At 56.4% G+C, this 21,708-nt stretch carries 20 protein-coding genes; 9 read left to right on the top strand and 11 right to left on the bottom strand.

The annotated features are described in order from the left end of the window. Nucleotides 1-171: 171 nt before the first annotated feature. Nucleotides 172-987, top strand: a complete 816-nt coding sequence (locus ACR0DU_RS06655) for an MlaA family lipoprotein (RefSeq protein WP_010438526.1) — start codon at nt 172-174, stop codon at nt 985-987. After that, a complete protein-coding gene (locus ACR0DU_RS06650; protein ID WP_480873179.1) occupies nt 977-1,585 on the top strand; it encodes an MlaC/ttg2D family ABC transporter substrate-binding protein in 609 nt (202 codons plus the stop codon). Before ACR0DU_RS06655 ends, ACR0DU_RS06650 begins: the two co-directional genes overlap by 11 nt. 77 nt (nt 1,586-1,662) lie before the next feature. On the opposite strand, the gene ACR0DU_RS06645 is transcribed toward ACR0DU_RS06650, so the two are convergent. Genes ACR0DU_RS06645 through ACR0DU_RS06630 form a run of 4 tightly spaced genes read right to left on the bottom strand, consistent with a single transcriptional unit; the run spans nt 1,663 to nt 5,832 of the window. Continuing rightward, the gene (locus ACR0DU_RS06645; RefSeq protein ID WP_010438520.1) at nt 1,663-2,760 is read right to left on the bottom strand and encodes an ABC transporter ATP-binding protein; all 1,098 of its coding nucleotides are present in this window, start codon (nt 2,758-2,760) and stop codon (nt 1,663-1,665) included. Between the two features lie 5 nt (nt 2,761-2,765). Next, nucleotides 2,766-3,665 carry a carbohydrate ABC transporter permease gene (locus ACR0DU_RS06640; protein ID WP_480873177.1) on the bottom strand — a complete coding sequence of 300 codons (900 nt, stop codon included), beginning with the start codon at nt 3,663-3,665 and terminating at the stop codon, nt 2,766-2,768. After that, nucleotides 3,658-4,530, bottom strand: coding sequence for a carbohydrate ABC transporter permease (locus tag ACR0DU_RS06635; protein WP_039543053.1), 873 nt, complete (start codon nt 4,528-4,530; stop codon nt 3,658-3,660). The genes ACR0DU_RS06640 and ACR0DU_RS06635 overlap by 8 nt, the downstream gene beginning before the upstream one ends. Before the next feature lie 57 nt (nt 4,531-4,587). After that, entirely contained in the window at nt 4,588-5,832 is a 1,245-nt protein-coding gene (locus ACR0DU_RS06630) for an ABC transporter substrate-binding protein (RefSeq protein ID WP_010438511.1), read from the bottom strand. A 216-nt stretch (nt 5,833-6,048) separates the two neighbouring features. Between ACR0DU_RS06630 and ACR0DU_RS06625 the strand changes: the two genes are divergently transcribed. Together ACR0DU_RS06625 and ACR0DU_RS06620 are read left to right on the top strand one after the other, a co-directional pair. Continuing rightward, on the top strand, nt 6,049-6,786 hold the full coding sequence (locus tag ACR0DU_RS06625) for a response regulator transcription factor (RefSeq protein ID WP_010438510.1): 738 nt from the start codon (nt 6,049-6,051) through the stop codon (nt 6,784-6,786). Further along, the gene (locus tag ACR0DU_RS06620; RefSeq protein WP_010438509.1) at nt 6,783-8,225 is read left to right on the top strand and encodes a sensor histidine kinase; all 1,443 of its coding nucleotides are present in this window, start codon (nt 6,783-6,785) and stop codon (nt 8,223-8,225) included. The genes ACR0DU_RS06625 and ACR0DU_RS06620 overlap by 4 nt, the downstream gene beginning before the upstream one ends. Before the next feature lies 1 nt (nt 8,226). On the opposite strand, the gene fliP is transcribed toward ACR0DU_RS06620, so the two are convergent. Genes fliP through fliF form a run of 4 tightly spaced genes read right to left on the bottom strand, consistent with a single transcriptional unit; the run spans nt 8,227 to nt 11,417 of the window. Next, complete coding sequence (fliP, locus tag ACR0DU_RS06615) at nt 8,227-8,955, bottom strand: flagellar type III secretion system pore protein FliP (RefSeq protein WP_010438508.1); 729 nt, start codon at nt 8,953-8,955, stop codon at nt 8,227-8,229. Further along, nucleotides 8,952-9,239: a FliM/FliN family flagellar motor switch protein gene (locus ACR0DU_RS06610; protein WP_010438505.1), complete on the bottom strand. Its 288-nt coding sequence runs from the start codon at nt 9,237-9,239 to the stop codon at nt 8,952-8,954. Before ACR0DU_RS06610 ends, fliP begins: the two co-directional genes overlap by 4 nt. After that, nucleotides 9,232-9,828 (bottom strand): FliH/SctL family protein, encoded by a 597-nt coding sequence (locus ACR0DU_RS06605; protein WP_010438502.1) that lies wholly within the window; start codon nt 9,826-9,828, stop codon nt 9,232-9,234. Before ACR0DU_RS06605 ends, ACR0DU_RS06610 begins: the two co-directional genes overlap by 8 nt. After that, nucleotides 9,828-11,417, bottom strand: coding sequence for a flagellar basal-body MS-ring/collar protein FliF (gene fliF / locus ACR0DU_RS06600; protein ID WP_480873175.1), 1,590 nt, complete (start codon nt 11,415-11,417; stop codon nt 9,828-9,830). The genes ACR0DU_RS06605 and fliF overlap by 1 nt, the downstream gene beginning before the upstream one ends. A gap of 119 nt (nt 11,418-11,536) precedes the next feature. Between fliF and ACR0DU_RS06595 the strand changes: the two genes are divergently transcribed. Genes ACR0DU_RS06595 through ACR0DU_RS06575 form a run of 5 tightly spaced genes read left to right on the top strand, consistent with a single transcriptional unit; the run spans nt 11,537 to nt 16,155 of the window. Continuing rightward, entirely contained in the window at nt 11,537-12,034 is a 498-nt protein-coding gene (locus ACR0DU_RS06595; RefSeq protein ID WP_480873173.1) for a flagellar basal body-associated FliL family protein, read from the top strand. A gap of 9 nt (nt 12,035-12,043) precedes the next feature. Further along, nucleotides 12,044-12,505: a hypothetical protein gene (locus ACR0DU_RS06590; protein WP_170780274.1), complete on the top strand. Its 462-nt coding sequence runs from the start codon at nt 12,044-12,046 to the stop codon at nt 12,503-12,505. Further along, entirely contained in the window at nt 12,502-13,095 is a 594-nt protein-coding gene (locus tag ACR0DU_RS06585) for a MotE family protein (RefSeq protein ID WP_170780273.1), read from the top strand. The genes ACR0DU_RS06590 and ACR0DU_RS06585 overlap by 4 nt, the downstream gene beginning before the upstream one ends. A gap of 46 nt (nt 13,096-13,141) precedes the next feature. Then, complete coding sequence (motA, locus tag ACR0DU_RS06580) at nt 13,142-14,011, top strand: flagellar motor stator protein MotA (protein ID WP_170541948.1); 870 nt, start codon at nt 13,142-13,144, stop codon at nt 14,009-14,011. A gap of 23 nt (nt 14,012-14,034) precedes the next feature. Then, nucleotides 14,035-16,155 carry a hypothetical protein gene (locus ACR0DU_RS06575; protein WP_480873170.1) on the top strand — a complete coding sequence of 707 codons (2,121 nt, stop codon included), beginning with the start codon at nt 14,035-14,037 and terminating at the stop codon, nt 16,153-16,155. A 119-nt stretch (nt 16,156-16,274) separates the two neighbouring features. Here the strand turns inward: ACR0DU_RS06575 and ACR0DU_RS06570 are convergent, their stop codons facing one another. The 3 genes from ACR0DU_RS06570 to betB all read right to left on the bottom strand — a co-directional run bounded on the left by ACR0DU_RS06570 (nt 16,275) and on the right by betB (nt 21,640). Then, entirely contained in the window at nt 16,275-17,627 is a 1,353-nt protein-coding gene (locus ACR0DU_RS06570; RefSeq protein WP_480873168.1) for an MmgE/PrpD family protein, read from the bottom strand. Next, nucleotides 17,624-20,065: a GcvT family protein gene (locus ACR0DU_RS06565; protein WP_480873167.1), complete on the bottom strand. Its 2,442-nt coding sequence runs from the start codon at nt 20,063-20,065 to the stop codon at nt 17,624-17,626. Before ACR0DU_RS06565 ends, ACR0DU_RS06570 begins: the two co-directional genes overlap by 4 nt. A 120-nt stretch (nt 20,066-20,185) precedes the next feature. Beyond that, nucleotides 20,186-21,640 (bottom strand): betaine-aldehyde dehydrogenase, encoded by a 1,455-nt coding sequence (gene betB, locus ACR0DU_RS06560; protein WP_480873165.1) that lies wholly within the window; start codon nt 21,638-21,640, stop codon nt 20,186-20,188. Nucleotides 21,641-21,708: the final 68 nt, after the last annotated feature.

The following is a 21,708-nucleotide window of genomic DNA, read 5'->3' as shown; positions in this document are numbered from 1 at the left end:
GTGTTGAATTCGTGTCACTTTACGACCTCCCACCTACTGAGGTAAACGCGAGTCGTTGTTTCATATTCCGCGCGAAACCTCTATGTGAGACGAATTGCGCACCATGAGCGCAATGGCCGTATTGATTGAAGGCCCGGCACACCACCGGGTATTTTTGGAGTAAAGAAGACAGTGCCAAGCTATATTCGCCTGAAGCACCTATTCATATTCGCCATCATGACGGTTCTGTCGGCATGCGCAACGCAGCCACAGGACGCTGCCGCGCGAGGTGAGATTTTCGACCCTTACGAAGGTGCCAACCGTGGCATTCACAAGTTCAATCTGGGCGTTGACCGGTTCCTGTTCCGTCCAGCCTCAAAAGGCTATGTGAAGATCGTGCCCGATCCGATGGTCACCAGCTTCAATCACTTTGCTGAAAACCTGACCATGCCAGGGCAGGCTCTGGATTATCTGTTGCAAGGCAATCTGAAACAATCAGGCAACGCGTTGCTGCGCTTTCTGATCAACTCGACCGTGGGTGGATTTGGCCTGTCCGCTCCGGCGGATGAATTGAACCTGCCGCCCGTCGACACCGATTTCGGAGAAACCTTGCATGTTTGGGGTGTCAGCGAGGGCGCCTACGTTGAACTTCCTTTCTATGGCCCGTCGACCGCGCGAGATGCAGTCGGCGTCGTATTCAATCTTTTCTCGAACCCAATTAACTTCTCTCCGGTGCGTCCGGTCGACAACATTGGTGTCTATGCCGAGGTTGTGCGGCGCATGGGGGATCGTGGACGGTTCTCGGATACGGTCGATTCAATTCTTTATGACAGTGCCGATAGTTACGCGCAGGCACGTACGATCTATTTGCAAAATCGCCGCTTTGAACTGGCAAGGGATGATGAAGACGCCTATCTGGGTCTGTATGACGATCCCTACGCCAACACCGGGACCGACCCTGTCAGAGACCCCTATCTTGACCCGTATGAGGACCCCTATGCCGAATAACCTGTTGAACAGACGCCGATTTGTAGCCGCTGTCCTTACCGGGATGACAGTTGCCGCATTGCCTCTGCCCGCGTTTGCGCTGACCGAAGCGCAGGCCAAGCAACTGGTCAACAGCGTGGTGGCCGATATCACGCGTATCATCGACTCGGGTAAATCCGAGAACGCCATGTTGCGCGATTTTCAGAAGATTTTCGTTCAATACGGTGATGTGCCGATCATGGCCCGCTATGCGTTGGGGGCAGATGCACGCACAGCCTCCTCCGCACAACTGCGCCAGTTCACCAAGGCGTTTGAGGGCTATATCTCGCGAAAATACGGTCGCCGGTTCCGCGAGTTCATCGGCGGTGAGGTCACCGTACGCAATGCGCGTAAGATCAAAACCGGATACGAGGTCAGAACCTCGGTCAAACTACGCGGCTCATCTCCGTTCGAGGTGACCTTCCTGGTGTCGGACAAATCGGGTCGCGGCAAGTTCTACAACATGTTCATCGAAGGCGTGAACCTGCTGCTGACCGAACGCACTGAAATCGGCGCGATGCTGGATGCGCGTGGCGGTGATCTGAATCGCCTGATCAAGGACCTGAAAAACACCGGCTGATCCTGATATCCGAAAACGAGCGTGCCGCCGATTAACACCGGCGGCACAGTGGCGATCCGTTGCCTGAATCCACGGAATCAATTCAGTCGTTCGCCCGTTTCCTTGGCGAAATACGACACCTTGCTCATGTCGAAAGCCAGATTCAACATCTGGCCCGCCTGCGCGCTGGTTTCGGCATGCAGGCGAGCTGTGACCTGCTTGCCCCCCAGTTCCGAGACCACATAGGTGTCGGCCCCGGCAGGTTCGACCATATCGACCATGCAGGCCGCCTCTTGCACGCCTGCCCCGGCGCGGAAACCGGCCTCGGCAATGTCTTCCGGGCGTAGACCGAGGATGACATCCTGCGGCAGTTCCGGCGCGCGCGCATCGGTTAAGACCAGCGTATCGCCGGTTTCTCGCGTGATCGAAATCTGCGTCCCCGAACCATTGTTCGATGCCTGTGCTGGGATCAGGTTCATCGCCGGAGAGCCCATGAAATCCGCAACGAAAAGGTTGGCTGGGTTGTTGTAGATCTCGGCCGGTGTTCCGATCTGCTGCACGATCCCGCCTTTAAGCACGACGATCTTGGTCGCCAGCGTCATCGCTTCGATTTGGTCGTGGGTCACGTAAACGATCGAAGCGTCCAGCGTCTGGTGTAGCTTCTTGATCTCGGTCCGCATCTCGACCCGCAGCTTGGCATCAAGGTTCGACAGGGGTTCGTCAAACAGGAACAGCTTAGGATCACGCACCAGCGCCCGGCCCATTGCGACCCGTTGACGCTGACCGCCCGACAATTGGCTTGGGCGGCGGTTGAGCAGCGGTTCGATCTGCAGCAGCGACGCGACCTCTTTCAGCTTGGCATCCTGCGTCGCCTGATCGACCCCACGCACTTTCATGCCGAAAGTGATGTTCTTGGCCACCGACATGGTCGGGTACAGAGCATAGGACTGGAACACCATCGCGATGTCACGGTCTTTGGGGCTGACATGGGTCATGTCATTACCGCCGATGGAGAGCGTCCCGCCAGTGATTTCCTCAAGCCCAGCAATGCAGTTCAGCAGGGTGGATTTACCGCAGCCCGAGGGGCCGACAAGCACCAGGAAATCACCAGGTTCAATCGAGATGTTGATGTCTTTCAGAATTTCGACAGGGCCGTAATTCTTGTAGAGTTTGTTGATATCAAGGATGGGAGCCATGGGTCTTATCCCTTCACTGAGCCAGCGGTCAGACCGCGGATGAAATACTTACCGGCAACGACATAAACGAGCAGCGTCGGCAGGCCCGCGATGATCGCGGCAGCCATGTCGACGTTGTATTCTTTGACGCCGGTGGTGGAGTTTACGATGTTGTTGAGCGCCACGGTCACGGGTTGCGTCCCCGCCTGGCTGAACGACACGCCGAACAGGAAGTCGTTCCAGATCTGCGTGAACTGCCAGATCACAGTCACCACGATGATGGGCAGCGACAGCGGCAGGAAGATCGACCAGAATATCCGCAAGAACCCGGCCCCATCGACACGCGCCGCCTTGGTCAGCTCAGCCGGAATGGTGACATAGTAGTTGCGGAAGAACAGCGTGGTGAAGCCCAGCCCGTAGATCACATGGACAAAGATCAGGCCCGGAATGGTACCCGCAATCCCCATCATACCCAGCAGACGTGCCATCGGCAGAAGGACAACCTGAAACGGGATGAAGCAACCGAACAGCATCAGCGAGAAAATGATGTTGGCGCCTTTGAACCGCCACTGCGCCACGACATAGCCATTCAGCGCGCCCAGCAGGGTCGAGATCGCCACCGCAGGCACCGCAATCAGGACCGAGTTCCAGAAGTAAGGCCGCAGACCTTCACACTGGATACCGGTACAAGCGCCGGACCATGCGATTTTCCAGGCGTCGAAGCTGACTTCTCGCGGCAGCGAAATCAGGCTGCCAGTACGGATTTCCTCAAGGCTTTTCAACGATGTGGTCAACATCACGAACAGCGGCATCAGGTAATACAGCGCGAACAGGCACAGCAGGACGTAAAGCAACCAACGCAGGGCAATCTTTCTAGTGGCGCTTTGGGTGCGGGTTTGGGTTTGGGGCAGCGACAGATCAGTCATTTTTCGCCCTCAGCTCTGAGTAAAGATAGGGAACCACGATGGCAAAGACGACCAGCATCATGATCATTGCGGACGAGGCCGCCTGACCGATGTCACCGCGTGAAAACGCCATGGCGTACATGTAGGTGGCTGGCAGATCGGTTGCATAGCCCGGACCGCCGCCTGTCAGGGCAATGACAAGGTCAAAGCTCTTGATCGCGAGGTGCGCCAGAACGATGAAAGCAGACAGGAAGATCGGGGCCATCGAAGGAATGATGATCGCGGTGTAGATGCGCCATGTAGGGATACCATCGACCTGAGCGGCCTTGATGATCTCGCCATCGACCGAACGCAGACCGGCCAGAAACAGCGCCATGACGAAGCCCGAGCTCTGCCAGATCGCGGCAATCACGATGGTGTAGATGGCGTAGTCGGGGTTCACCAACCAATCGAATTCGAAATTCGGAAAGCCCCAACCCTGCACCATGGATTCGATGCCCAGGCCCGGGTTCAGAATCCACTTCCACGCGGTACCGGTCACAATCATCGACAGCGCCATCGGGTAGAGGTAGATCGTGCGGATGGCTCCTTCGACGCGGATTTTCTGATCCAGCAGGATGGCCAGCAACAGGCCCAGTACCATCGCGATGACGATGAACAGCGCGCCAAAGATATACAGGTTGTTGATCGCCGTATCCCAACGGGGCGAGTCAAAGAGGCGTTCATACTGGATGAAGCCCTTGATCTCGTATTTCGGCAGTAGTTTCGATCGGGTCAGCGACACCCATGCGGTCCATCCGATAAATCCGTAGACAAAGATCAATACGGCGATGAACGACGGTGCCAGCACCACCTTGGGCAGGTGGTTTTCCAGCCATTCGGACATTTTAGCCTCCGGGGAAAAATGCTCTGCCCCTCAGTATAGGGGGCAGAGCGTATTGGATCAGTAGCTGTTTGCTACCGCGTCCGCCAGTTGCTGAACCGCGTCAGCCGAGGACATATCCGAGTTGAAATGTGCGGTCACAACATCGGTGATCGCACCGGACTGCGACCCGCGCAGCGCCATGCCATGGGCGTAAGACGGCAGCAGCGAACCTGCGGCAGATGTCGAGCCCATGTCTTCGGCCGACAGATTGGCACAGATGTCAAAGTCTTCCAGACCAACATCGGTCCGCGCAGGGATCGAGCCTTTGTTCAGGTTGAACACTTTCTGGAAGTTCGGTGCAACGATCAGCTTGGCGAGCAGGTCCTGACCGGCTTTCTTGTCGTCGCCTTCCACGTCAAACATGGCAAAGCTGTCGACGTTGTACAGATACCCGTCGCCGGGGGTCGAGGCGCACAGGAAATCTTCGCCGGGCTTTTTGCCAGCCGCCAGGAATTCACCCTTGGCCCAGTCACCCATGATCTGGAACGCGGCTTCGCCGTTCATCACCATCGCGGTTGCGAGGTTCCAGTCGCGGCCCGAGAAGTTCTCGTCCACGTATCCGCGCAGGGTACGCATCTGATCAAACGCCTGCACCATGGTGTCCGAGGTCAACGCTTCGGGGTCCAAGTCGACCAGTGCTTTCTGGTAGAATTCAGGTCCACCGACACCCAGCACAACTGCTTCGAATACGGTGGCGTCCTGCCATGCCTGACCGCCATGAGCCAGCGGGATCACACCGGCGGCTTGCAGTTTTTCGGCAGCGGCATTGAATTCATCCCAAGTGCTGGGCATTTCGATACCGTTTGCAGCCAGAACGTCCGCGTTGGCCCAGATCCAGTCAACACGGTGAACGTTCACCGGAGCCGCGCACCAGGTCCCTTCACACTTCATGTGGCCCGCGATCGACGCAGGCAGGACATCAGCCCAGCCTTCTGCCTCGGCCACGGCCGAGATGTCTGCCAGAACACCTTCTTCATACCATTCCTGAATGGCGGGGCCTTTCAGCTGAACAGCTGTCGGCGCGTTACCGGCCAGAACACGTGCGCGAAGCGCAGTCATGGCCGCATCACCGCCGCCACCTGCGACCGGCATATCGGTCCATGTGCCACCGTTCGAGGCAAACTCCTCCTGCAGAACCGCGACCGATTTCGCTTCACCGCCGGATGTCCACCAGTGCAGAACTTCTGCCTGCGGTTCGGCCACTACCGACGACCCGGCCGCAATGGCAAAGGTCGACACAGTGACAAATGCAAAACGCTTCATATTTGTTCTCCTCCCTGAGAATTCGGTGCCACCCAATGGGCGGCGATGCCCGATATAGCGCTAACAGAATGTCGCATGGCAACGCAGAATGCAGAGCAATATCCTGACAAGGCGGAAATTTTCACCGCTTTTGTTACCGCGTGTTACTTTGGGCTTGAATCCGTTTCCATTCGTTACAATTGGCGGCGGCGGAGGAAGTTTGAGAGGAGGATTAGCGTGGGTATTCCCCGGCTCTTGGTGGTGGACGACGATTCTGAGATGCGTTCGATGATGACCCAGTTCTTTCAGCAGAACGGGTATATAGCGCTGCCCGCCAGTTCGGAAAGTGAAATACGCACGCACCTGACCTCGGGTCGGATCGACCTGATCTTGTTGGACGTGATGCTGGGCGATGAAAACGGCGTTGAGATCTGTGCCCGCTTGAGGGCCGAACAGGATGTGCCGATCATTCTGGTCTCGGCCCTGTCGGCAGATCACCAACGAATGGCGGGATATGAAGTTGGCGCGGATGACTACATTGCCAAGCCGTTCAACCCGCAGCTTCTGCTGGCCCGCGTCCGTGCTGTGATGCAGCGCGCGCAACGCACCCCTTCGCTGGCTTATCGCCGCCGTACCCGTACATTTCACTTTGACGGCTGGGTCTTTGACGGCAAACGGGACGAGGTACATTCGCCCGACGGCTATTTAGTCTCGCTTTCACAGCGCGAGACCGCCCTGCTGAAAGTCTTGCTAGCAAATCCGCACATCCCGCTAACCCGGGATGAGATCGCCACCGCGCTTGATGTCACCGGCGAGGCTGACAAGCCCGAGGCGCAAGGCCGCGCCATCGATATGTTGGTTGGGCGACTACGCTCTAAAATCGAGGCTAATCCGAAAGAGCCTCAGATGCTACGCACTGAGCGTGGGGTTGGGTACATATTTACCGCCGACATTTCGGTAGATGAGGACGCATGACATTGCGCCTGCGCAGTTTTGGTTGGGTCTGGACGCTGTCAGCCTTCGCTGCAGGGATGTTGGCAACCGTATTGTGGTTCACCTCTGCACAGGCCTGGAACCGTTTCCAAACTCAGGCATTTGTTGCGGGATTCACCGTATACGAGGATTTGCGGACGGGGATGGCACCGCCACCCGGCTTGCTGATCAATCCCTTGCCGGCCAAGGCCGCCGCACTTGCCGATAGGGGAGAATTCCAACAAATGCCGGGCTTTTCGGATCGCCGCTTTGTCACCAATCTGTCGATCCTGACCGACAGTTCAGCCCCTCTGAGTGGACGCGAACTGACGCTAGCGGTATTGTCCGATCGTCTGGTCTATCCGGTCTCGGATATCGTGTCGGGCAACGATCAGACCGGGCCCGAGAAGATGGGCAATCTGACGCGCCTGCTTGCGACCTATTGCAGCGAACCCATCCTGATCGCGCAATTCGGGCGCGGGGTTTGGCAGCAGGTCGATGGCACCGAAATCTGGGGCTGCAAAGCTGCGCCGATTGATCTGCGCCTGCCCGCGATATTGCTGGGAATAGTCGCGCTGGCCGCGTTGCTGACCTCGGTCGGGAATGTCTCAGACAGCTTCACGCGCTTTGCACAGGCACTTGGTGACCGCAAACGTCGCGGTGGGCCACAAAGTTATGATGCGGACGGGCCGGAAGAGCTGCGCGATATCGTGGCTGCAGTGAATGATCACCTTGAGGCTGAACGCGCGCAGCTTGAGAAACGCGCCATTGTGCTGTCGGGTGTTAGCCACGATCTGGGTACGCCGGCAACGCGTGTCCGGCTGCGTGCCGCCCTGATCGACGATGCCGAATTGCGCGAGAAGCTCGAAGCAGACGTGGATCAGATGACCGGCATGATCGAAAGTGTACTAACCTATACAAGGTCCGAGCTCAGCGTTGAAGAACCGCGGCAGATCTCGTTGACCTCACTGGTCGAGTCACTGGTCGCCGACTATCAGGATATGAACTTGCCGGTATCTTTGAAAGCAATTGAACCTGTGGCTGTCGAAGGTGCGCCATCATTGTTCATGTCGCGCCGGGGGCACGGATCGCTGCCTGAGACACGGCGCATTCTGGTGATGGGTCGACCAATCTCGTTGAGGCGGGCGCTGTCAAATCTGATCGACAACGCCTTGAAATATGGGCGCCGGGCCGAGGTTGAGCTGGAAACCGATGCTCAATCCGCCACGATTATTGTCGAAGATAAAGGCACCGATTTGTCGGTTGATGATATCGAGGCGTTGCTGGCCCCGTTCCAGCGTGGGTCAAACATCGGTTCGTCAGATGGCTTTGGGCTTGGCCTGACCATCGCACGCACCGTTGCCGAGCAACATGGCGGATCGCTGAGCTTTGAGGCAGGAGACCAAGGCTTGCGCGCTTGCCTGCAGATCACCCGGCAATAGATCAGGGCGAATAGCTGCGTACCAGCGCGCTTGCGATCAAAGCCCAACCATCTGCAATCACGAAAAATGCCAGTTTGAACGGCAGGGAAACCGTAGCCGGAGGCACCATCATCATACCCATCGACATCAGGACCGCCGCAACAACCAGATCGATGATCAGGAACGGTAAAAATATCAGAAACCCGATCTGAAATGCCCGTGCAATCTCCGACAGCATGAATGAAGGCATCAGAACGGACAGCGGTGCCTCGGATGACGGCTGCAAATCCGCGCCATCTGGTCGCAATGCTGCCATCGCCTGGAACGTATCGACATCCAAACGCGCCGCCATGAAGCTGCGAAACGGCACCAACGCGCGTTCCAGCGCGGGCTCCACGTCTATTGTTTCCTCGACCAATGGCTGGATGCCGACTTCCCACGATTCGGTAAAAACCGGTTCCATGATGAAATAGGTCAGAAACAGCGCCAGACTGACAATCAACATGTTGGGCGGCGATTGCTGCAACCCAATCCCTTGCCGCAGTATCGCCAATACAGTGATCAAAAACGGAAAACAGGTGATCATGATCGCCAGTCCCGGTGCCAGACTGAGCACCGTGATCAGTAGGATCAGCTGGATGGTCCGGGCCGAGATCGACCCGCCCTCACCCAGCGATAGCGACAATTCCTGCGCCGCGCCGCTGGTGGGAATCACCAGCAATAGCGACAGCCAGAACAGGTGGCGCATCATCCGATCCCGTTCTGCAGGTCAGAGATTTCGGTCAGCCGTACAGCCAGTTGCCCGGCCTGATCTCCTTCCATTTCCTCCAGCAGCCCACGCGCGACCAATTGGTCCCCGACATACAGGTCGACGGGGTCTTCAATGCGTTTGTCCAGCGTCAGAACAGCGTTTTCGCCCATGTTCAGCAGATCACGGATCAAAGGTCGCGCCCGACCAACCGAAACTGTGACTTCGATCGGAACCGCTTCGAACGGATTTGGCTTTTCGGATTTCGGAGCTTGGGGATCACTCATTTGACAGAGCCTCTTTTGCTTCAAATAGATAGGCGTCGAAAGATGCGGCAATGGACGCGAGCAACGCGGTACAATCCACCTCTCGATAGGCGGTGCCCACTTGCAAACGGGCCTGTCCCGGCTGCAGAGTTGGATCCTCGACGACTTGTGGCAACGGCGTAAGATCTTGTGGGAGAACCGCCTGAACCTGATCGGCGGCACCGTCCGGAACGGTAAGTAGCATCGGCTGTCCGATCTGTTCCCGGGCCATCTCACAAAGCTGTTCAGTCAATCTGGCGGGTAAGCCCCGTTCGACGGTTTCGGGCAAAACCACCTGTATCAGGCTCTGAAACATCGGCTCCAGCGACAATGTCATCCGGGTTAACGCCTCCTGATAGGTAAACGACAGGTCTGCTAGCGCTGCAGACAAGTCAGAGCTGAGCTGCGCCCCACCCTGTTCCTGCGCCTCGACCGCATCTTCCCAACCGGCACCATAGCCTTGCTCAAAGGCCGCAAGGCGTTGTTCTTCCAATGCCTCTTCATCCAAGAGATGAACGGCGACACCTGCTGCTGGGGCGGTGAAATCCTCAAGGAGATGAGCGATAGACATCACACCTTCTCCTCACCTTCTTCAAGCCAGCTTCGCAGGATCTCAACCGTCTCTTCCTGTTTGTCACCGATCATGGCGCGCAATCGGTCGACGGGGTCTTCACCATGGGCGCTGGCTATTACCGGAACATTTGTCTGAGCGGCCTCAGGAAGTGATGTGAACTCTTGCGCATCACCATTTGCGATCTCTCCCGTCAGGTAAGTTGACGGGTCCGCCGCCGGCGGTTTGCCTGCCGGCAGCAGCGCTGGTGCAGCAGATTTTGTCAAAATGGATCGTATGACAAACAGACCCAAAACAAGGGATACCAGTGCCAAAACGAACATCTGAACCAGCGACATGGCATCAAGATGATTCCTCTGCCAGACCGACGACGACACCAATGCACCCTGCGGCTCAACAACGGGCAGATCAAGCGATTTCAGGGTAATGACGTCACCGCGTTCGGCATCATAACCTACTGCTGAGGAAACGAGTTCCTCCAACGCGTCAAGTTCTGGCTGCGGCATGGGTTCAAATCGTTCGACACCTTCTGCATCAACCGTTCGGGCACCGTTGACCAGCACCGCAACGGTCAGACGTTTGATGGCACCCGGCGCTCGGTGAACCTCAAGTTCGGTCTCGGAAACCTCGTAATTCACCCGCTCGCGGGTCTGGGTGGCATTTGAATTGGATTCGTCTCCGCCAGCGCCATCCCCATCCGGCAGATTTGACGCCACGGTCACGTCTGCAGACTGATTTCGCGCACTGTCAGACCGTTCTTCAACATCCGTACTGATCGCTACGCGACCTTTAGGATCGAAGCGGCGCTCACGGATCGATTCGGTTTCGGTCACCGTATCCACGCTGACCTCGACCACGGCATTACCTGCCCCGACGCGTGCTTCGACAAGTCGAAGTACTCTTTCCCGCAACTGGCGTGCTTTATCGTCTGCAGTATCAGCGGCCACGATTGATTCCTGCGCTCCGATCACAGCGCCATTCGAATCGATTACGGTGACGTTGTCTGGTGCAAGCCCGCTGACAGCTGATGCCACCAGAAACCGGATCGCCTTGGCATGATCCCCTGTGATCTGCGCACCCGATGGCACCAAATAAACCGAAGCGGTCGGCGCAACACTACGCTGAAACGGGTTGGCGGAACCGTTGGCGATGTGTACGCGTGCCTGGCTGACATGAGGGCTGCTGACGATCGTACGCGCCAGCTCTCCCTCTTTTGCCCGCCAATAAGCAGCGTCAAACATCTGCGACGTCGTGCCAAATCCACTGAGTGAGTCCAGCAACTCGTATCCGCGGTTGCCGTTCGCTGGCAGTCCTTCACTGGCCAGCGTCATGCGTAACTCATCCCGTTGCGAGCCCGGTACATAGATCGAACCGCCCCGGATTTCATACGCAACACCGCGCTGATCCAGCGATCGCACGATATCGCCCGCCGCACCGCTTTCGAGACCTGAATATAACAGCGTCATCGACGGTGCCGTCGCAATCCGTGACATTGCAAGCACGCCCAGAAACACCAGCACTACCGCACCGGCCACGATAATTTGTTTGCGCTTGTCCAAACTTGCCCAGACAGTTCCGATCTGCTGCACGCTCACCTCCGACTCACCGACATTCTGCTCGGCTCAACCCCTGTTTGGACGATTGCCCTTAACAATCGGTTAGTCCCTGCGGGGTTATGACAGTTGCCGAACAGATTCATGAGGACGGCATGGCCGACGCAACAGCTAACGAAGTGGAAACCCCTAAAAAATCAGGAAAAAAGGGCCTGATTCTTTGGATGATTATGGCCGTGGCAGGCGGTGTTGGTGGCTATTTCATAACCGCCTCTGGCTTGCTGCCAATTGGTAGCGGTGCCGAAGCAAAAGAAGAAGATAGCAAAAGCAATGTAAAGCCCGCGACGGCGTTGCCAGACGTGAGCTTTGTTGATCTGCCGCCGGTGATCGTTTCGGTCAATGCAGGCGATTCACGGCATCTCAAGTTCCATGCACAACTAGAGGTGAACGCGGGCTACGCCGCCGAGGTTGAAAAGATGCAGCCGCGAATCATGGATGTTCTGAACAGTTATCTACGCGCGGTCGAGTTGAACGACCTTGAAGATTCACTCGCCTTGGTGCGCATCCGTGGGCACCTGCTGCGACGTATAGGAATTGTCGTAGGTGACGGCCGTGTGCGCGACGTTCTGGTGACAGAATTTGTATTGAATTAGGAGGCGAAGGTGGAACTGATTGCCGATATTCTGCTGGTAGCAGGCGCGCTTGGGGCAGGACTGTACTGTTTCATTTTGGCGCGTCGTTTGCGTCGATTTACTGATCTTGAAAAGGGCGTAGGTGGTGCGGTTTCCGTTCTTTCGGCCCAAGCGGAAGAGTTGCGAAAATCGCTCGATAGCGCCCGTCAGTCTTCCGACGAGTCCGGGGTTGCCCTGCAGACTTTGACTGAACGGGCGGAGTTGGTAGCGCAGCGCCTGGAACTGATGATGGCCTCGATGCACGATGTCGTACAGGAAGACCAACCAAGCCCTGAGCAGCCCGAAGAGCACGCGCAGGAAAAATCTGACGTGGACGCTGTCGAAGAAACTGTTCCTGAAAATTCTGAGCCCATATCCTTAATACCCGTAACAAAGCCCGAGGGCTTGATGTTCTTTCGGCATGCTGCAGCGTCAAGCGGGTCGGGCCAATGATCCGCCAAAGAAAAATGAATTGTGACCAGCGCCCGCGCGGAGGAGTTCTGACCGTCATCTCCTTGCTGATGATCGGGTCTGCCATCATTCGGATCGGGCTTGAGGCTGGGCCTGCGGTGGCGCGTGGGACTGATCCGGCCTTGGCAGAGCAAATCAAGTCGGAGCGCATTGAGACCAGCGCTGCGGATCTGCAAGTTTTGCTAACAGAACTGCTACGCCGCGAAGTCGAACTGAATCAGCGGGAGAGCATGATTGTCGATCGAGAACACGCGCTGGACATCGCAGATCAGGCTATTGAGACCCGGTTGGCCATGCTGCAGGAAGCCGAAGAGGCGCTGCGTGAGACCGTCGCAATTGCCGAAACGGCCGCCGAAAACGACCTGACGCAACTGACTGATGTTTACCAAAGCATGAAACCAAAGGATGCCGCGGCCTTGTTCGAAACGATGGATGCAGTATTCGCCGCCGGATTCCTGTCACGCATGCCACCGGAGGCTGCCGCCAATGTGATGGCCGGTCTCAGCCCCGAGGCCGCCTATGGTATCAGCGTCATAATGGCTGGGCGCAACGCCCGCGCCCCACAGGAATAATGCTGATGGGCAACCACTTCTCCCACCTTAACGCCGGAGATCACTTATGATCGGACTCATCGGAATTGCTGTTATCTTCGTCATGGTTTTTGGCGGATATCTCGCCGCTGGCGGCAAGATGGCGATTATCATGAAGTCATTACCGTATGAAATGATGATGATCGGAGGCGCCGCGATTGGTGCTTTTATGATCAGTAACGACATGGGTGGGGTCAAACACACCGCGAAAGATATTGGCAAAGTGTTCAAAGGCGCGAAGTGGAAGCCCGAAGATTATCGTGATCTGCTTTGCCTGTTGTTCTCGTTGATCCGGATCGCGCGCGCAAACCCGGTTGAGGCCGAGCAACACATCGAAGAGCCTGAAAACTCGTCGCTTTTCTCAGCTTATCCCAAGATCAAAGCCGACAAAGAAGCCGTGGACCTGATCTGCGACACCATGCGTTCAGCCGCGATGAACTATGACGACCCGCATCAAGTCGAAGAGGTACTTGAAAAACGGATGGAGGCAAATTTCCACCATGCCATGCACTCGAGCCATGCCTTGCAAACCGTTGCCGACGGCCTGCCTGCTCTTGGTATCGTAGCTGCGGTTCTAGGCGTTATCAAAACCATGGGTTCGATCGACCAGCCCCCAGAGGTGCTGGGAAAGCTCATCGGCGGCGCGTTGGTCGGCACTTTTCTGGGCGTTTTTCTTGCCTATGGTTTGGTCGGTCCGTTTGCTGGCAAACTGAAAGCTGTAGTTGAAGAAGACAACCATTTTTATCAACTCATCAAGGAGGTTCTGGTCGCGAATCTGCACAATCACAACGCTGCGATGTGCATCGAGGTCGGACGCCAAAACACGCCAACCCACAACCGCCCAAATTTTTCGGAGCTTGAAGAGGCCTTGAAAGAAATCAAACAGGCGGCTGCATGATACGGGCTTTGACATTAATTTTATTGACCCTTGGCACCAGTGTGTCAGCGCAGGTGCTGCGTGTTCGCTCGGGCGAACACGATGGATACACCCGTCTGGTGATACAAGTGCCTGCCGGCACCGATTGGGTTATGACTCCAAACGAACGCGGTGCTGATCTGAATATTGCTATCAAAGGCGCCACATTCGATACCGGAACCGTATTTGACCGGCTGACCAGCAAAAGACTTCAGTCTCTAACTCAGGCTAGTTCAGGTGGAGCTCTGAAGATGGTCTTTGGATGTGAATGTGTCGCCACCGCATTTCTGCATCAACAAACTATGGTGGTCGTGGACATCTCGCCCGGTAAATTCATTCCGGTTGCGGTTCAAAAAATCGACGTGGTGACAGACCTTCACCCGGACATCGCAAAGCAAGCTCCGCCTCCAGTACGCATCCCTGCAACTGCGCTGACGTTGCCCTTGTTGCAAATGAGTCATCAAAACTTTGAGGACGAGCTGATATCCCGCATATTACAAAGCGCAGATCGTGAGGTTATTGACCTCACACTTGCTGGTATTGGGCGCAGACAATCCGCTCCTTTTGGACCTTTGAGAACCTCAGACGCACAAGCGCCCAATTTACGATTGTCTTCAGTTCTGGACGACGCCCGGGCTCTCGAAAATCTGGAACTTCCGGAATTCGATGCCAAATTTGAATGTATCACCGATGCTGAACTGGAGTTCGACTCCTGGGCAGGCCCCGAACCATTTGTGGTGCAGGTAGTGCAACTGCGAACGGGGCTATTCCAGGAGTTTGATCGACTCGATCAGGAAAAGGCCCTGAATCTGGCCAAGCTGTACACATATTATGGATTCGGAGCCGAAGCGCTGCAGGTGTTAGATCTGCTGCCAGGAACGACGGCAGAGCAACAACGTGTTTCGGTGATGGCGTCTACTCTCGATGGTTTGACTGCGTCTGAACCGCACTCATTTGCGGGTCAACAAAGCTGCGAAAGCGCTGCAGCGCTATGGGCACTTCTGGCCGAGGAGAAACTGGCACCGGAGGCACAGCTGAACATAATCGAGCAAGCATTCAACCGGCTTCCCGAACACCTTAGGCGGCAACTCGGGTCGACTCTGGCAGACTTGCTGGCAACAGCCGGGCGGCTGGAAGCAGCGCGGCGTATTTTGCGTTCGGTCGATAGAGTGATGACCGCTGAAACGGCCGACGTGACCCTGACCAAGGCCACGATCGCCGATGCCGAAGGTAATGCAGGTACCGCGAGTGCTCACTTGACTGAAGTCCTCGCCACCCCAAGTGCTTCTAAGGAAGCGCCTCTGGCGCTGGCGCGGTTGATCGAAAAAAAATGGGCCGATCGGGGTCCGATTCCACCCAAAGATCTCGATTTAGCGGCAGGTTACGCACGTGAACTCAGAAACTCCGAACTCGGGCCCATGATGGCGCGCACTCATGTGCTTGCGTTGTCAATGTCGCAGGAGTTCGATGGTGCCATGCATCATATCCAAAATGCACCTGACGATAAGGATTGGCGCCGCACGCGAGATCAGGTGCTGCAACTGCTTGCTGAGCGGGCGGATGACATCACCTTCCTGCGTTACATAATCGGACTGAAGGAGAAAACTCGCATTACCCTGAGCGTGGATACGGCTACATCGGTGGCGCATAGGTTGGTCAAGCTTGGATTTTCGAACGCTGCCCGGGAATGGACAGACCCGTCAGGCGATCAGAACCATGCTATCGAGCGTGCCCGGATTCGGGCGCGTTCAGCTCTACTAAGCGACCATCCTCGCCAGGCTTTGCTAGAATTGTCTGAAGATCCCTCGGACGACGCGCGAGTAATGCGGGCTCAAGCTTTGGCGCGGGTGCAAAACTTCAACGCCGCGGCGGAATTGTTAAGAGAAACTGGTCAGATCGAGGCTGCCGACCGCCTATCTTGGTTGGCGGGCACGAATGAGATTGATGCCGAGGATTCGAATGTCTTCAGCGATCTAAATCGAATCAGAATATCGTTAGATCAACCGATTGAACGGCAATCTGACAAACCTCTGACAGATGCCAAGACGCTTATTAAGGAGAGCGCCAATGCCCGCGCGCAAATTTCTGATATGCTTGAAATCGTGCAAACAGACGGATTGAATTGATCGGACCCGCAGTGCCCAGTGGTTATGCTGTTTCAGAGTTGGTCATTCGCATAACACCTTGGGTCAGTCTCTAACTTGGCGATTCTCGATCATCCAATCTAATTCGGCGTGGCGCGGTATCAACATGTGGGTGGGTCGTATATCAGGGCAGACAGATTGGAAAAGCTCGACCCGGGCTGGGTCAACTTCAATGTGGCCGCAAGGATCTGGGCGGCCCGATCGCCACCCACAGCTGGCGCTGCAAATTCGGTGAATTTATCGGTGATCTCCTGTTTGCTCAGGGGATTTTCCTGACCACCGCGCGCGTTGATATCACCTGAATGATAAACAGATCCTTCCAAGGTTTCGATCTCGACATCTGCCCATCGTCCTGCTGGGAAACGGGCAGAGTGACGCGGGCTCTCTTTGACCTTAATCAGCTTTGTTATCTCTGCGACCGTTGGATCAGACAGGCCTTCGCCCGAGATATGTTCCACGCCAATGCGGCCGTGAACTGCCTGAACCGCTACAGCAAATGGCAACGAGTATTGAGCTTGTGAGGTAGTCAGAGGATGGCCAGAATACAAACAAGCTGCTTCTCTAAAGCTGTTGATGCGGATGGCTGCGATCTGTTGATATGTCAGCTTGTGTTCCTGCATCAGCATCCGAACACCGTCAATTGATGCATGTGCCCAACGGCAGATTGGATAGGGCTTGATATATTGCTGCTCAACTTGCCAGACCCAACCAAGATCGTCCCAGAATGCAACAGCCTCTTTCGCCTCGATCGTGATTGCAGGTGCTCCGGTAAATCCGCGCTCGGCCAGAATGGCAGATGACAGCCCCACCAGGGCACCCCAACCGGAACCGTCGTGCAACATTGTTGGATTTGCAATCTCGCGCATCATTTGGCTGCGTGGCCCGTGGAATTCCGCAATCCCCAACGCCTGTCGCAGTTGATCTGGGGCATGACGGCGTAAACGCGCCGCCAAAGCAGCCACGCCCAACGCATTCCAAGCACCGGAAGTGTGATAATCACTGACCGTTGCGTGTAGGGTCAGGCCAGCCCGACCCGCGATTTCATACCCGATGATCATAGCCGCCAGAGCCTCACGACCCGACAGTTCCGGGCATTGTTCGGCCAACGCAGCAAGCGCCGGAACAATGGCAACTCCGATGTGGCCTTTGACGGGATTGAACCCGTCATGGGCATCCAGATTATCGGTTTGGCTGGCAGTTGCATAAGCTGCACCTGCAAGACTGGCGCACCGCCCGTCGAACAGCATCCGAGCGCTAAAATCAGGCTCTGAACTTGCAAAAAGCAACGCTGCGGTATCCCGGGCGATCCCACCGGCCTGCATCGATCCTGCAGCGATCAGAACACCCATCGTATCCAGCAACAAATACGCAGCTGTCTCGCGGGCTGTGTCGGGAATGTCTTCGGCGGTGCAGTTCAGAGCAAACTCGGCAACCCGGTCAAAAACGTTGGTCATTTCACTGGCTCCGCAACGGTTTTCGTATCGCGCAACCTGTTTCCGGCGGGGTCGAACGGCGGCTTTGAAAGGAGTTTAGCTTTGTGTGGTATTCCAAGGATGAAGATCTCGACCGTGTCTCCGGGTTTTGCGGCTTTGGGGTTGGCGTAACCCAGGGCCAGGGATTTGCCGACCGAATACCCATATGCGCCGGAAGTTACCCGGCCCACCGGGGTACCGTCGGGGGTGAAGATCGGTTCGCCGCCAGTGGCGTCGGCTTTGTCCGCATCGACCTCGAATATCGAGAGTACCTCGCGCGGGGCGTTATCCTTGACCCGTAGATAAGCATCTTTGTGCAGAAATTCTTTGTCCAACTTGATCAGACCTGACAGGCCAACCTCTTGTGGCCAGTATTCCTGAGAATACTCTCGCCCCCACGAGCCATACCCCTTTTCGATGCGCAACGATCCCAACGCTCGACCGCCAACCGGGCCACCGCCCAGATCTTTCGCAGCCTCTAATAGCGCTGAATAGAGGCTGGTTTGATCTGATTCCGCGCAATGCAGCTCCCACCCCAGATCGCCAGTAAAGCTGACACGGATGGCCAGGCAAGCGATACCGGCCACCTTGATTGTGCGCGAGCGCATAAAGCGGAACGTGTCGTTTGAAAGGTCCGCATTGGTCAGACGCTGTAACAATTCGCGCGACTTGGGCCCAGCCACGTTGAAGCCTGCGATGCGATCGGTGGCGACCTCGAACGTGGTGCCTTCGGGCAAGTCGATCATGTTGAAAAACCGCTGATGATAACGCTCGGCCATACCCGAGCCGATCATCATATATTCTTCATCAGCTACCTTGGTGATGGTAAAGTCACCAGCCACGCCGCCGCGAACCGAAATCAGGGGCGTCAGGCACGAACGACCTACCTCGGTCGGGACCTTGTTGGCCACCAGACGATCCAGCCAGTCATAAGCACCTGGGCCTTTCACGACGTAATTGGCGAAGTTCGAGATGTCGATCACACCCACATGATCGCGCAGCATCTGCACCTCGCGGCCCACCGGTTCCCACCAGTTCTGACGGGTGAACCCGTTGGTTTCCTGTACACCGGGCTGATCGGCAAACCACAGCGGATGTTCCCAGCCGCAGTTCAAGCCAAAGACCGCGCCCCTATCCTTTTGCATTTCATAGGCGGGGCGCAGGCGCGCGGGACGTCCCGCGCTGCGCTCCTCATTGGGGAAATGGATGGCGAAACGGTGAGTATATACATCCTCAACCCGCGCCTTGGTAAAGGCCTTGTCGGCCCAGTCGCCGAACCGGGCTAGATCCCAGGCAAACATGTCGTATTGCGGCTCGCCTTCTATCATCCATTGCGCAGACAGCAGACCCAGCCCGCCCGATTGCGAGAAGCCGGGAATGATGCCGGTGCAGCAGAAATAGTTCTGCAGCTCGGGCACTGGGCCCCAGATTGCGTTTGAATCAGGAGACCAGATCATCGGCCCGTTGATCACCCGTTTGACGCCCGCCGTGGCAGCGACCGGTACCCGTTCTGTGGCGCGGATGACATTTTCCATGATCCGGTCCAGATCGTCTGGGAACAGGTCATGGGCAAAATCCAGCGGCGTGCCGTTTTCGGCCCAAAACCGCATGTCTTTCTCGTAGGCGCCGATCAGAAGGCCGTTGCCTTCCTGGCGGAAGTAATATTCTCCATCCCGGTCAGCGATCGACGGTAGGCGGCGCCCCAGATTAGCCACTTCGTCGATGGCTTCAGTGACGAAGTACTGATGCTCGGTCGGTTGCAGTGGCAGTTCGATGCCCGCCATTGCAGCCACTTCGCGCCCCCACAGGCCCCCCGCATTCACAACCCATCGAGTGTGAATGTCCCCCTTATCCGTGCGCACGATCCAAGAGCCATCGGATTGCTGTTCAGTCCCTATTACAGGGCAAAACCGCTCAATTGTGGCCCCCATTTCCCGCGCACCCGCAGCGTAGGCTTGGGTAACCCCGGACGGATCGACATTGCCGCCATCGGGTTCGAACATGATGCAACGGATGTCGTCAAACTGCGCCAACGGGTGAAGTTCACTCGCCTGTTCGCGGCTGATCTCATAAAAGTTCAAACCGTAGAACCGAGCTTTCGCCTCCTGCAGACGTAGCTGATGTTCGCGATCTTCGGTTTGCGCCAGATACAACGAACCAGATTGGAAAACCCCACAGCCCTGCCCGGTTTCCTTCTCCAGCACTTTGTACAGGTTCATCGTATAGTGCTGGATGCGGGTGATGTTGTTGTTGTCATGCAGGCCGTGGATGTTCGCTGCCGCATGCCAAGTCGAGCCCGAGGTCAGCTCATCGCGTTCCAACAGAACCACGTCGGTCCAACCAAGCTTGGCCAAATGATAGAGGATTGAGCAGCCAACCAATCCTCCTCCGATCACGACGGCCTGAGCGTGGGTCTTCATGGTCTGATCTCCTGTCTGCGAACTTAGTGCTCTCAGGAAAGTCAGCCACAGCCATATGTCAGGTTATGCTCTGTTCCCGACGCGAAATGTCGGGAACAGAACCTGAATGACCGGTTTTGATCAATAAGGGGCCTCGACATCGTTCATCGAAACGTAAACTGTCTTCATCTCGCTGAAGTGGTTGATCGCCAGTTTCGAGTTCTCGCGCCCCACGCCCGACATCTTGGACCCACCGAACGGAGCCTCAACCGGGGCGAGGTTATAGGTGTTTATATAGCAAGTGCCAGCTTCGAACCCCGCCACAATTCTATGGGCGCGGGTCAGGTCATTGGTGAAGACACCGGCAGCCAGACCGAATTCGGTATCATTGGCACGCGCCAGCACCTCTTCTTCGGTTTCAAAATCCAGCACCGACATCACAGGTCCAAAAATCTCTTCTCGTGCGATTGTCATATCGTCGGTGACGTCGGCAAAAACTGTGGGCTGCATGTAGAACCCGTCACCTGCGATCCTGTCGCCGCCGTAGACCAACCTCGCACCCTCGGCTTTACCTTTTTCGACATAGCCCAGCGCAATATTCATCTGGTTTTCGCTGACCATCGGGCCAAAATTGACCTCCTCATCCAGCGGATCACCAATTTTCGCGGTGTCCAGACGCTCGGACAAACGCGAAAGAAATGCTTCCTTGATACCCTTTTGTACAAAGACGCGCGTACCGTTGGAGCAAACCTGCCCCGAAGAATAGAAATTGCCCAAGATCGCACCCGAGACCGCATTGTCGAGATCTGCATCATCGAAAACGATCATCGGGGACTTCCCGCCCAGCTCCATGGTGACGTGTTTCATGCCATCGGCTGCAGCCGCATAGACCTTGCGGCCTGTTGGAACCGACCCCGTCAGCGAGACCTTGGCCACACGCGGATCGGTAACCAGGCTGGCCCCGACATCACCATAGCCTTGCACCACGTTGTAGATACCTTCTGGCGCGCCCGCCTCGATCAAGATTTCGGCCACCTGTAAGGCCGACAGAGGCGTGGTCTCGGACGGTTTGAAAACCATCGCGTTGCCACAAGCCAGCGCTGGGGCACCTTTCCAACAGGCGATCTGGGTCGGGTAGTTCCACGCGCCAATGCCGACACAGACACCCAATGCCTCGCGGATCGTATAAACGAAATCGCCACCCCCCAATGGGATATGTTCGCCGGTCAGAGACCCTGCCAAGCTACCGAAATATTCCAAAGCATCTGCGCCGCTGGTCGCGTCCGCCACAAGTGTTTCCTGCAGTGGTTTGCCGGTGTCGTGGGTTTCGAGAACTGAAAGCGCCCGATTGCGATCCCGCATGATGTCTGACGCACGCCGTAGGACCCGGCCCCGTTCCGTGCCCGACATGGCGGCCCAGCTTGCCTGAGCCGATCTTGCACTGTTTAGAGCCTGTTCTACGATTTCAGGTGTTGCAGAATGCAGCCGCGCGATAACTTCACCGGTGGCTGGATAGATAACGTCGATTGGGGTGCCTCTGGTATCTTCAACATATTCGCCGTTGATGAAATGGCTGGCCTTGGGCTGAAATTTCATGCCGAATCCTTCTCTTTTCGGATCACCCCTGTGCAAGGGGAGGTGTGTGTTGACGACAGAATTAGCTT

Source organism: Ruegeria sp. G2 (assembly GCF_056533505.1).
Note: the sequence above shows the minus strand (reverse complement) of the source record. Positions and strands in the feature narration are given on the sequence as shown.